The 12123-nt window shown below is 37.0% G+C and carries 10 protein-coding genes and 1 pseudogene; 1 reads left to right on the forward strand and 10 read right to left on the reverse strand.

Annotated elements, in window-relative coordinates; genetic code table 11:
- Positions 1–169 precede the first annotated feature (169 nt).
- The 5 genes from DWX61_RS17070 to DWX61_RS19615 form a co-directional block, all read right to left on the reverse strand.
- Positions 170–1597 carry a DUF4179 domain-containing protein gene (locus tag DWX61_RS17070; protein WP_118626529.1) on the reverse strand — a complete coding sequence of 476 codons (1428 nt, stop codon included), beginning with the start codon at positions 1595–1597 and terminating at the stop codon, positions 170–172.
- Positions 1597–2127: an RNA polymerase sigma factor gene (locus DWX61_RS17075; protein ID WP_330421868.1), complete on the reverse strand. Its 531-nt coding sequence runs from the start codon at positions 2125–2127 to the stop codon at positions 1597–1599. The genes DWX61_RS17070 and DWX61_RS17075 overlap by 1 nt, the downstream gene beginning before the upstream one ends.
- Positions 2128–2407: 280 nt before the next feature.
- Positions 2408–3040, reverse strand: a complete 633-nt coding sequence (locus DWX61_RS17080) for a PBECR4 domain-containing protein (protein ID WP_005423087.1) — start codon at positions 3038–3040, stop codon at positions 2408–2410.
- A gap of 398 nt (positions 3041–3438) precedes the next feature.
- Positions 3439–3777, reverse strand: a complete 339-nt coding sequence (locus DWX61_RS17085; protein WP_243008091.1) for a glycoside hydrolase family 95-like protein — start codon at positions 3775–3777, stop codon at positions 3439–3441.
- A gap of 110 nt (positions 3778–3887) precedes the next feature.
- A complete protein-coding gene (locus DWX61_RS19615; RefSeq protein ID WP_154780356.1) occupies positions 3888–4430 on the reverse strand; it encodes a group II intron maturase-specific domain-containing protein in 543 nt (180 codons plus the stop codon).
- 119 nt (positions 4431–4549) lie between these two features.
- On the opposite strand from DWX61_RS19615, the gene DWX61_RS17095 reads away from it, so the two are divergent.
- Positions 4550–5422 (forward strand): helix-turn-helix transcriptional regulator, encoded by an 873-nt coding sequence (locus DWX61_RS17095; protein WP_118626531.1) that lies wholly within the window; start codon positions 4550–4552, stop codon positions 5420–5422.
- Between the two features lie 63 nt (positions 5423–5485).
- Here the strand turns inward: DWX61_RS17095 and DWX61_RS17100 are convergent, their stop codons facing one another.
- The 5 genes and pseudogenes from DWX61_RS17100 to DWX61_RS17115 all read right to left on the reverse strand — a co-directional run bounded on the left by DWX61_RS17100 (position 5486) and on the right by DWX61_RS17115 (position 11826).
- Positions 5486–6838 (reverse strand): FtsW/RodA/SpoVE family cell cycle protein, encoded by a 1353-nt coding sequence (locus tag DWX61_RS17100; RefSeq protein WP_118626533.1) that lies wholly within the window; start codon positions 6836–6838, stop codon positions 5486–5488.
- A 3-nt stretch (positions 6839–6841) separates the two neighbouring features.
- Positions 6842–7171 (reverse strand): PadR family transcriptional regulator, encoded by a 330-nt coding sequence (locus tag DWX61_RS17105; protein ID WP_055066334.1) that lies wholly within the window; start codon positions 7169–7171, stop codon positions 6842–6844.
- A gap of 122 nt (positions 7172–7293) precedes the next feature.
- Positions 7294–7845 (reverse strand): ABC transporter permease, encoded by a 552-nt coding sequence (locus DWX61_RS19620; protein WP_330674935.1) that lies wholly within the window; start codon positions 7843–7845, stop codon positions 7294–7296.
- 15 nt (positions 7846–7860) lie between these two features.
- A pseudogene (locus DWX61_RS19425) lies at positions 7861–8010 on the reverse strand (ABC transporter ATP-binding protein); the annotation flags it as partial.
- A 147-nt stretch (positions 8011–8157) separates the two neighbouring features.
- A complete protein-coding gene (locus DWX61_RS17115) occupies positions 8158–11826 on the reverse strand; it encodes a YobI family P-loop NTPase (RefSeq protein WP_118626537.1) in 3669 nt (1222 codons plus the stop codon).
- Between the last annotated feature and the right edge of the window lie 297 nt (positions 11827–12123).

Here is a 12123-nt window from a genome sequence, read left to right on the forward strand (position 1 = left end):
ATTTTCTTAATTTTATTTTTCTTCTTTTCTGAAAATATAATAGATCTGAATTCCGATTTATCCATCGGCACATAAACAACTGAACCTGGTCTTGCCGATTTTGTGGTTCTCATTGACTGCCCTATCACTTCTTTTGGTCTCATGTCTTATTTATCTTTCTTTGAATCAATTAGCTTTTTGCATTGTCACTGTCAAAATGTAATGTCTTATGGTACTTTGCATTTTCCTCCAGAAGTTTTTTCCATTTCTGTCCGTCTTCTTTCGTAGGATTATCAAAATTCTGCTGCCCCTTCAGTTCATCCATATACTGGATATAATCCAGGAAATAAATATCTACTGTCGAAATATCCCTGTCCTGAATTGCGAAGTTATTACAGTTTCCAGTAGACTCATTATATGGAAGTGTGTTTCCGTTGGCATCAAGAGCTACCATGAAGCAGTCACTGTTGGATCCTTCCTTATAAAGTTCATTTACCGTCAGTTCATACGGAGAACGAATTACGGATTTGAGTCCGATACCAGCATCGTTTGTATCATTCAGTTCCAATACTTCTGTCCGGGAATCATCTACTGTAACCGGGATATCGAAACTCCAGTCACCTTCATATTTGTAGTAGCCGGCATCCCTTCCATAGTTTTCATCATCCGCTTCTGACCACTCATAGTCTGCTTCCAGCCCTCTTACCTTCGTGATATCCAGATGCAGATTAAAAGTATCCGGAATCTCAATATCTTTAATATATTTCTGATATGCTCCACCACGCTCAGATACTTTATCGATAAACTCTTCCAGCAGTGCATAACCTTCATCCGTCTGATCATCTAAGTCCGCCTGAGTTATTCCCATCTCATCCATTACCTGCTGTGTCATTTCATTGTATTTCTCATTATATTCCGTATAGTCTTTTGCCGCCTGAGCAAGATCATAACGGAAAATGCATGCATAGGTGTTGTCATCCAGAAACTGTCCTTCCACCTGACCGTCGATCACCGGACTAGCTTCTGAATCAAAGTCCACACCGCCAGTCATATCCAGATCAATGACCGGTGTTCCACTTTCCGCCCTGGTTGACGTTTCTGGAAATGGCTTATCACTCTTAAACTGCATAGTTATATAGACTGCCTGGCTGTTGGCATATACCTCAGAACATGTAATTGTCAGCCCATCTGCTGTTTTAATGTAAGCATTCTCACTAGTGGCATTACCTGTCTTGTCCCCATCTGCTTCACTGCCATCTGCCGTTGTTCCATCAACGGATTCCAAGGTTGTTGCATAATCCGAAAAATCACCAAAGAAACTTACATTATCCTGCAAGATTTCAAAAAGCCCTCCTACAACCGGAATATTCTTTGCCATTACTGGATTGGTTGCACAGAATATAAATCCGACTGCCAGTACCGCTGCCATACCTCCTGCTACCCTGCCTCCAATTTTCATCCAGTGATATGGATCCTTTGGTGCTTTTTTCTGTAACACAGCATTATTTTCAATCAATCGATATGCCTGATTGATACGTTCATGCACGATTGCCGGCATTTCTGTATCCTTTTGAAGTTTTTCCTGAAAGTCTTTCTCATTATTATTTAAAGTCATCATTAAACACGTCCCTCCTTAACCTCATATCCATACATCTCTGCAATCTGTTTTCTACCACGATGAAGACGAGATTTCACAGTGCTTTCCTTCATATCCAGAGCGTCACTGATCTCCCGGACACTAAATCCTTCCATATAGTACAAAAGAACAACCAAACGATATTTGCTATCCAATGTTTCTAATACTTGTGCCCATTCCATTGCCGCATATTCTTCTTCGTGAAAAGGTGTTTCCGGCATCTGATCCGTATAAGTAACCAGCTTTTTCTTCTGTATCATGTCCTTACACTTGTTGATCAAGATTCGAATCATCCAAGTTTTAAAATATCTGTTCTGTTTCAGACTTTTCAGATTTTCATAACAGGAAAGAATCGTATCCTGTATTGCATCCGCAACATCTTCATCATTTTTCAGATATGCTGCCGCAATCTTATACATACTCTGTACATTCTCATCCATAAGTCGGCAGAAAGCATCTTTGTCGCCTTTCTTCGCTTTTCGTATCAAAACCTCATTCATTGTCGTCTCCATTCTCCTATATCAGACCGGTCGTCAGGAAATGTTGTATAAAAGCCTTTGTTTATGTGCTTCTACTTATTAGACGTGCGAATCCCTAAAAAGGTTGCAAATATTTTTAAAAAAATTATCTCAGATAAAAACACTCCCGAAATCGTTCAAAATTTTTATGATCATCAGGTCCTATTAGGGTATAAAAACAGCCGTACCATGTGTTTTTACATGATACGGCTGTCAATAATTCTCATACCCTCAGGATAGATTAATTGAATCGCCACACTAAGACTCTCCATTTTTATTTATGTAATAAAGTTTGATCCAGCATGTTTTTAATTTCATCCGGAAGACTGTCTATCATTGCATTTTCGTCCAAAAACAGTAAAGTTGTATATTTTTTCGCATCATTCGGTGCTGAGAAAATATGAGTTACTGTATATGCTGTTGTACTTTTAGAAAAACAATCTTCATCTCGCAGTGATTCTACTACAAAGCAATCGCCTTTTTGCTGTCCCTGATCATCATACTCTTTATTTAAGCATAGAGTAAAATTAAGATCTGTTGTGCCAAACTTATAAGTTCTCGTATCTGTAACAATCTCTTCCAACATAAAGCCTTCTGAGCCAGCCAGCATTGCAATCTGTCCGATATGCTTAATTTTACGCTTACACAATGAAAAAGGGTGCTGCGGTGTAAAAAATATCTGCGAAGCCTGAAGCAGTTTTTTTGCTGCATAACTATAAAACTTTTTTGCGGAAAGGTTTGTGGCCACACCTGTTAAGTGCCTGAAATTGGCAGCTTTATAAAGCACCTCAATATATCTGCCTTCAAATACATATAGAAATCTTTTACCTACTAAATGCTTCCTATACAGATCGGCAGCTATTTTAATCTCCTGTACGATTTTCTCTCTATCCTGTTGTTTTCCCATCTATCTTTTCCCAATCATCACTATAATATAAAAACAGCACCGGACAACTTTTTGTTATCCAGTGCCCATAATCTTAAAAAGCGGTTTTATGCTGGCTGTCAGCCGCGACATCCTTCCGAATGTCTAAAATGTCGCCGGTATCATTAAGTCCCCGGCGCGGACTCACCGTATCTCCCTGGTGTGGGCGTAATACCCTTCCGAGTATCAAATAGTCCCAGTAATTACCCTGCCCGGGCACAGTACAGCTTTTACGTGCCGCTACACGAAACCTTTTGGTTTAACTATATTATATGCGATACCCTAAGAAATATCAATAGTTTCTGGCAAAATCGATTGGCTGTATTTTATTGTACCCCATTACTTACCACTGTCTATGATTTCCAGGCCCTCAGGACAGATCAATCAAAAATCATATTCTCTGTCCCATCAGGTTTTAAAAATACTGTTTTCGAAATTCCATTGCATTCCAGCGTTACTTTCTGCTCACGGAAAGAACAGAGGCGAACCCTGTGTATCCTGCCCTCTCTCCATTCAAAATCAACTGTGATGTCACCCTGTGCCTTCATTCCCCCGACTTTTCCGTCTTTCCACTCATCCGGAAGTGCCGGAAGCAACAGGAAATGCCCTTTCCTGCTCTGGATAAGCATCTCTGCAACTGCAGCTGCAAAGCCAAAGTTCCCATCGATCTGGAACGGAGGGTGTGCACACAACATGTTGGGATAAATGCTGCCTCCCACACAGGAGATATTTTCCTCCCTGGTATAACGGAGCTGGTTTGATCGAGTAGGAGACGGCTTTTGCCGCCGACCTCTCACACCACCGGACATGCGGTTCCGCATCCGGCGGTTCAGTTAACTTGACATCTCGCTTTACAAAGATATTCCTCGGCTGAGAGTAAACCAAATTTCTTCAAACGTGCATTTGACATCGCATAACAAACAGTTTTTGTACGGCACACTCGGGCATATCCATGAAATCCCGCCGCACACCTTGCATTCTTTTTACTAATACCCAGTTTTACCAAATTTTTATATCTGGTTTTTGGATTTTTCCAGTGTTTCCATATGCACATCCTGAATCTATACCTGATTACTGTATCAAGTTTTCGGCTTACTGTAAGAATTGAGCCAATTTTAAAGTAATTAATCCATCCTCTTACTACCTCTGCTATCTTTTTCGCTTTGTATGAATTACTCACGCTCCACTTGCGGCTCGTAAGTTTCCTGACTTTCTTCTTTACTTTATCCAATGACTTTTTCGGAACTTTCATCCTATATTTCTTTTCCTGAAATTGATAATAAAAAGCAAATCCCAGATATTTTGCTTTTGTCGTACTATCATTATACTTTTTTATTATAAAAAAATACATAAACAACATTCGCCAAAACATGCACAAAATGTTATACTTTTACATAATAGCCAACTATTTTTTAACAATATTTTGTAGAATCGTAAAATTGCACAATTCATATTGTTGTATTTTGTGCAATATGACAAGGAAGACATTACTTGTATACATTATCAGCATACTATCACAAATCCAGGGTTGATTTTATGGATAAAAAACATCCCCTGTTTATTGGAAGCTGCGGTACTTATCATCTATACACCGTAGAAAAGCTTCCTACCCACCGCCCGAAAGGCCGGCTTGATTATCAGCTTCTTTACATCGCATCCGGACGGGCACATTTTTATTTTGATGGAAAACCTACTGTTGTAGAAGCCGGCAATATGGTACTCTACCGTCCACGTGAGGAACAACGCTATTATTATGGAGCGGATCAGACCGAAGTTTACTGGGTTCACTTTACTGGAAATAATGTAAAGAACTTTCTGAGAAGATATGGGATTGCCGACGATACCCGCATTATTTATACCGGTATCTCCATTGAGTACAAAAATCTATTTATGTCTATGATCGAGGAACTGAATCTGCAGCGAATTGATTACGAGGAGATGCTGATAAATCATTTCACGATTCTCCTGATCAGCCTCCATAGAATAGCACTGCAAAGGCCACGTAAAAAGAACCTTCAGAACATGAACGATATGGAACAGGCTGCACAGTACTTTCGGATGCATTATAATAAACCTATAAGTATTGAGGACTATGCTGTTTCCCACAATATAAGTATCAGCTGGTTCATCCAGAACTTCCGTCAGTATGCCAATACTACACCTGCTCAATACGTGCAGTCTCTGAGGCTTACCAATGCAAAAATGCTTCTGGAAACGACCAATTATAATATCACAGAAATAGCCAATCTGGTCGGGTACGAAAATCCATTATATTTCAGCCTCTTTTTCCGAAAACAGTGTGGCATGTCCCCTTCACAGTTCCGCAAGCAGCTGGTGCTGAATGCAGAAAACTGTCCAAAATAAAACAAACCAAAAAACGCTGGGAGCAATTCTCAGCGTTTTTGGTTGGTTTTATTTAACATAATATTATGATACTTTTTTTATCTTAGAATTAATGGACATAAAGCCTGCTTCAGGATGTCGCGGATAAATATTCTTATACCTGTAAGTACTCAGCACGATTCCCATGAGTCCATAAGAAACTATGATACAGCTTCCTCCGGCTGAAAAAAACGGAAGAAATGTTATTGATTGCGGAAATACGCCAAGATTCTCAAGGACATTTATCAAAAAACTGATGAGAAATACAATTCCGCACCCGCATCCCATCATCATACCCAGCTGATTTTTCTGTCGCAACGCAGTGTTAAAGACTGCAAAAATCAAAACCGCAAGAACACAGCACAAAAGTATAGCTGCAATTATTCCATATACAGATGACAGATAGGTCAGAATGTAATCCGCGTTAAATGCTGGCAGGATTCCCGTTACATCTGATTTGCTTTTCCCGATCAGCTTATTTTGTCTCCAAAGTGAATGCAACATTTTTGTGAGATAATCTGTTTCGCTACCGCTGGAAAACATCGCCTGTATGCGCGCAATTTGATATTCCGCCAGCCTGTTTCTCAGGTACATACCCAGGAAAGCTGCTATGGGCGCGGTCAAAAACACAGCCCAGATTCCACAGATAGTTCTTTTCTTTCTGACAGTAAACCAGTCCTTTTTGATTGCGATCGTCAACATAGTCAGCATAGTTACCAGCATCACACAAGTTGTCCTGAGTGCCGGCAGGCTGTAAACTAATATTACTGGAGCAATCAGCCATAAGATTGCTCTTACCAGTCCCTTATATCCCCACCCATGATATTTATATAAAATTGCTCCATATATGGGGACATAAAACAGCATCAGTTTTTGTACATCCATGCCTCTTCTGCCTCCTGGCAGTGATATAAAAATCCTTGCTCCGTTTACCTGGCCTCCTTCCAATATAACCAGCAAACAGGCGGACAATAAAACAGCTGCAATTATTTTTGAAAATTTTGCCAGTACGGTATAGTCCAGCAGATACAAAATCATCATGACAGCCAGCCCGATCATAACATGAAACACATATCTGTCAGAACCGGCTACCGCATTCTCACTGGCTTTTCCGGAAATCCCTGCATGTATCAGAACACCTGCAATGCTGATAAGTATAATCATTCCCAAAAGTTTCCATGCAGCTTGAGGTCTGTGGATACTGTCAAGGGAGATTCCTGTTTCCACAGGATCCCCCATGTCTCTGACGGCTTCCTTCTCTGCCTGTTCATGATCCATGCCTGCCTTCATGTTTTCCGCAATCTGATCCTCCATATGATCCTGCAGTTCCTGTTTTATGTATGGTCTGGCTTTTGTGCAGCGAATCTGTTCCAGCAATAATTTCAGATATTCATCCATAACTCACACCTCCAGTATAAGCACATTGGTCACTGCTGCAGAATACTCTTTCCATTCCTCTATTTTCTTTTCCAGGAATCCTCTTCCCTGTCTGGTAAGGCTATAATACTTTCTGGTCTTTCCAGCTACATCCTGTTCATATACTGTCAGGAGTCCTTTCTCTTCCAAGCTGTGCAGCAATGGATAAAGAGTTCCAGCCTTCAGCTCAAATACATTCTGAGATTTTTGCCTCAGTGTGTCGATCATCTCATATCCATACATATCCTTTTCAGACAAAAGTTTCATTACAAGCATTGCCATACTTCCTGAAACCAATGCTCTTTCAATAGCCATCTGGTCCACCCCCTTCTTAGAATAAGTTATATATCGGCGCTCTATGTATCGGTCATCTATATAATAGATTATTTTACATTATTTGTCAATATATCAATAAAATTTATCAAAACTAATGGCTATTACCATTCATTGATTGTTTCGGTAATTTCCATATTACGTATGCGCTTTGCAGGGGCATAGACAGATACAATAGCAGATATGAAGATAAAGGCAACAACGATTCCAAATCGTAGGATAGGAAAACTCCACTCAATTCCAAAATAATGTGCAATTAGACGATTATATAAAAATCGACTAAGAGGAAGTCCAATACCACATCCAACTATCAAACCAGAAATTGCATAGGTGTACGCTTCCGCAGAAATCATTCGTTTAAGCTGTCTATTATCCATACCAACAGCTCGCATTGCTCCATACTGCTTCATCCGTGCAGATACACTCATGGAGATGCTATTGACGATATTAAACAGCGAGATAATTCCGACAATAGCCAGAAAACCATAACAAACAATTCGTACCGCCAAATAGGTAGCATTATTTTGTTTATTGCTTTCACGTTGATCTGTGATAATAATGTCATCATTTTCAAGGCTTCTAATTTCTGCTATCGTTTCTTCAGTTGCATTTGAATCTAATTGAATTCCAATAAGACCATACTTTGTATTGCCCATGATACGGTCAAACACCGACACTTGCAATACCCGGTCTGCCGTTTGTGCTATGCCGCGGTTATGGGTAATCATAATGATGGTCTGCTCATATTTTTTCGATGTTTCTTTGAGCAATGCTATAACCTCGCTGCTATTTTGTGAATCCAGATTTCCCGTCAGCTCATCTGTAAACTGTACCCCTATTCCTTATGCCTTGAAAATAGAGGCTTTAACTGTATGCACACTTGTGTACTGTGTACACTTCTATTCAGAAAAAGGCAGGGCTTTTATACCCTACCTTGATCTCCCTTAAATACTATGAAAAATTTTCTTTTATCCTTTGATTGCTTTTATCCAGCACACAAAAGTACTCTTTTTCTTTTTTGTTTCCGTAACAGAATCATAGACTTCTTTTTCTTGTAATTTGTAACTTGTAATGTACGATACTTCTTGTAATCGTTTAGCAAGCCTTTGGCTTTCTTCGCTATTAGGTAATTCAACGCTATGTTTTTTACTTCTATCGCAAAATCCTGAATACCATTGTGAAAGTTCTGAAAAACAATTTTCAAAATCAGCCGCTTCTAAAATCGAAAGGCATTTAAACATCAACGTCTTTTTCCCTTTTTCATCTACATATTCCCAGGCTGCTGTAAATATCGATTTGTTAATCGTCATATTTGAATCAACTAAGTTTTCAGCAATTTTTGCAGTCATATAATTTTCTCCAAATGCATCCAACAGAACTTCTGCATTAGAAAAATTGAGAATAGGCGAAAGCAATAGTGTTTCTAATAATGTTTCTCCCATTGGAATCTTTTCCATTACTTCCATATATTCCGCTTGATTATACAAAATAAAATCTGGACATAAATCAGGATAGGCATCTTTAATTTCACCATATTTATTAACATCAAAAGGAATATATTTTTTCTTAATCAAAATTTCCACTTTCCGTCTCTCAACCTTCTCTATTGGAATATCAAATTCTAATTCCAACTGAGATAATAGTTTTTCAAAAGCAGAATCATCAATTGTACTTGTAATAAGTTCTTCGGCAAACACTTCATTTAAACACTGATTCTCTAAAAGTGTAAGTTGATCACTATTTGTTTCAATGTATTGAAGTAGTTCTGGCGTAATCTTATATCTGTCCCAATAACATTTGATATTCTCCCATTTCAAGCTTACTTTTCCTTTATCCAATAACTCATTCCAAAGAATTTTCACATCCTTATCAAAATCAGAATCGAACTTTCCACAGCATTCACAAATATCATCTACACAAAATTCTTCATGATTCACTAATTCCAAACAGATTTCGGTCTCTTCTGGTGCATTTTCCAACATTCTTTCTAACAAATCCATAATCTGTTCAACATCTTCCTTAGTATTATTAGATGCTAATATAATTTCCTTTACATACTGTTTCAAATTTTCTTGTATGTATTTAATTAACGGTTCATATCCTAGTGAAATAATTGTTGTATAATTTCGAGTATCTAAACCGGAAAGCATTGTATCATTTTCCAATTCCACAATCCTACGTATCATCGTATCATTTAACTCATAGCACCGATTTTCAAAAACATATCGCAAAATTTCCTCCGAAACATTTTCAATAGTAACATTCTTGAAAATAATTCCAAGTGTTTCAATTAAGGAAATCACCTTTTGATCTTGAATAGATGATAGCTGCTGTAATATATCTGGATTTTCCTCTATAAAGTCGCTCATCTTATTATTGTCATTTAATTCAAATAAGCGTTCTGTATCCACGTTATCAATAAGTAACTGTAAATAAAAAATTTTCCTTTCGTATGTTATCGATATATCCTGGACAATATCATTCCACATATCAGGCCAACGCATTGCTAATAATTGAATCAATCTCTCTTTATATTGAGTTTGCTCAATAAATTCATCTATAAACTCCCAGCTTTCCACTGTTCTATCAGATAATTGATCAATTAATATCATACGTTTTTCATTCTCATTCTCTTCAGACAATAAATATTCCAAAAGAATAAAATTGAAAATACTTTTTTGTTCGAATTCATACGGTTGTAAACGCTGTATAACCATTCCAACTTTTGTCAAATTATAATTATATGGCAGCTTTTCCATATTTTTTACTGCCAGTATATAATTCATATCTTCTTTTGTAATGCTTGTCCCCTTAAAATAATTGATATAGTTTGCGTATTTTTCATCAATGTATCCTCTTCGAAGCATAAATACAAGCAATTTATTTTCAGCAACTTTTTCAGATAGTACATTATGAACTCCAAATTTTTCTATCAGCTTTTTAAGTGACCAGCCTGAAAGTTCATGTACATTCTTCTTCAAATCTTCAATTTCACTTTTTATTGAACTAACACCTTTTTCTTGGACAAATTGAAAATTTTTAATTCTTTCTTGATATTGTTTAAAAACTTCTTGAAAATTATTCACAGTTTTTTCCGACTGAGAACAACTCCATGTATAATATTTAATCTCAACATCCTTTAATTGTTCAAGTTTTGATAATTCGAACGAATCTTTCATTATTTCATTTACTGAATATTCATCCCAATAACTTTTCTTAATTCTATATGGAATCCCCTGCCAATCCACCATAGCACCAAGCATAGCTGTTTTGAGTTCTTTTATGTGTTCTAAACAGTCATCATGATATTTTTCTAATTCCTGTGTAAGTTCATCAACTTCATTATGCCATTTCATACATTGTCCAGAGATATATCTTTGCTTATCCTCAAAAGCTTGTTTCACAACTCCTCTCTCCATCTGAAGTTCTGCAAACTCCCGTGGATACAAATTTTTAAAAATAATCAATGCCATCATTGTTTCATCTGACAATTTCAGTTCCTGATCAGTACGAATCGTTTCCTTATAAACAACAAACTCATTGTATATATTCTGAAGAATTCGCATATCTTCAACATATGGAGATACGTCTAATATAAATTCCTGTGAGATTTCATGAACAATCCCTTTCTTTTCAGATTCCTCAAGTTTTTGTAAAAAGATTTCTCCTGAATTCGTAGAATTTATAATTGGAATTACCGGAATAATAAATTCAAAGAATTTTGTTCTGTCTGTATCCGTAAATATATCATCTCTAATAGCATAAACAAAAACAATACGCCCTTTAATCCCGTCGTAGTTGTTCAATAATGTATTCAATTCCCGAAGATGGATAAAAATAGATGGATCTTCTAAGCGATCTAAATCCTCAAAAAATACAATTCTGTACTTTGTCTCTTCAAAGAAATATACAATTTCATCCATATTTTTATTAAATACAGTTTCCGCTGCCGTTTCAGAATTTTTCACAACTGTCTCTGTTGGCAATTTTACTTCATTTACTTTAAAGCGAAACAGCACCAAACGATATGTTCGGGCGATGATTGCTAATATTCCCGCACAAAAAACAAAGAAAATACTATCCGAAACCACTGCTTTTAATCCAAATTTTCCACCTGCCTCTTCTATTTTTTCAATTATCATTTGAAAAGTGTCTGGAAAAAATATAAATTCCGTCACTCCCCAAATTAAAAATATCAAAACCAAATATCCCCAGACACGTTTCCAATTGATTTTGTGTAGCTTCCGATATCTGCTCTGCGGGATCTTTTTATAATTGACTTTATAAAATAATTGCTTTAAAATTCCTAATTCAATTTCATCTTGTTTCAAAGAAATTTTCTTAGGATTTCCCTTCTCATCAGTTTCGTTTTCAACAAAAGTTGCCATTGAAACACGAAGCGATTTACTTCTAATAATTCTATGTTTTTTCAAATATGTATCAATGATACTACTTTTGCCCGCACCATATGGACCTGCCAGTGCAATATTTTTAACTTTCTTTTTCTTTATCGCCCAATGTAATGCCTTTAAATATTCATCTCCATTTTCAATATCATCAATGGGTGCCAAGTCTGTAAATTCATTTTTCTTTTTCTCTTGTATTCTTTTATTTATTACTTCACGAATTTTCTCCAAAAGTGCTATCGTAGAAATCCCTCCCTCAAATTTAACTTATAACACTATTGTATCATGAAATATTTGATGATACAAAATGAAAAAGTCTTGCTTTCTCCTCTATTTTATCCCCACAACCACCAGCAGGCGCGTTCTTCACGCCCCTGTCAGTCGCTGATTGTTTTCTTCTTCATTAAAAATTCTTAATCAGATTCAAGTCTCTTTTATTCAATGCTTTCCGCATTGCTTCATTTTCTTTCCGTAATGTCTCGTTCTCTCTTTTTAGTTTCGCTACCTGTTACTCCAGCTGCAAGATAC

This window comes from Ruminococcus sp. AF20-12LB, assembly GCF_003478985.1.
Lineage (GTDB): Bacteria > Bacillota > Clostridia > Lachnospirales > Lachnospiraceae > Blautia_A.

Bases quoted from the DNA above. Each gene is read 5' to 3' on its own strand.
- DWX61_RS17075 (WP_330421868.1), bottom strand. From the start codon at position 2,127: ATGGAGACGACAATGAATGAGGTTTTGATACGAAAAGCGAAGAAAGGC.
- DWX61_RS17070 (WP_118626529.1), bottom strand. From the start codon at position 1,597: ATGATGACTTTAAATAATAATGAGAAAGACTTTCAGGAAAAACTTCAA.
- DWX61_RS17105 (WP_055066334.1), bottom strand. From the start codon at position 7,171: ATGGCTATTGAAAGAGCATTGGTTTCAGGAAGTATGGCAATGCTTGTA.
- DWX61_RS17080 (WP_005423087.1), bottom strand. From the start codon at position 3,040: ATGGGAAAACAACAGGATAGAGAGAAAATCGTACAGGAGATTAAAATA.
- DWX61_RS17100 (WP_118626533.1), bottom strand. From the start codon at position 6,838: ATGGATGAATATCTGAAATTATTGCTGGAACAGATTCGCTGCACAAAA.
- DWX61_RS19620 (WP_330674935.1), bottom strand. From the start codon at position 7,845: ATGGGCAATACAAAGTATGGTCTTATTGGAATTCAATTAGATTCAAAT.
- DWX61_RS19615 (WP_154780356.1), bottom strand. From the start codon at position 4,430: ATGTTTTGGCGAATGTTGTTTATGTATTTTTTTATAATAAAAAAGTAT.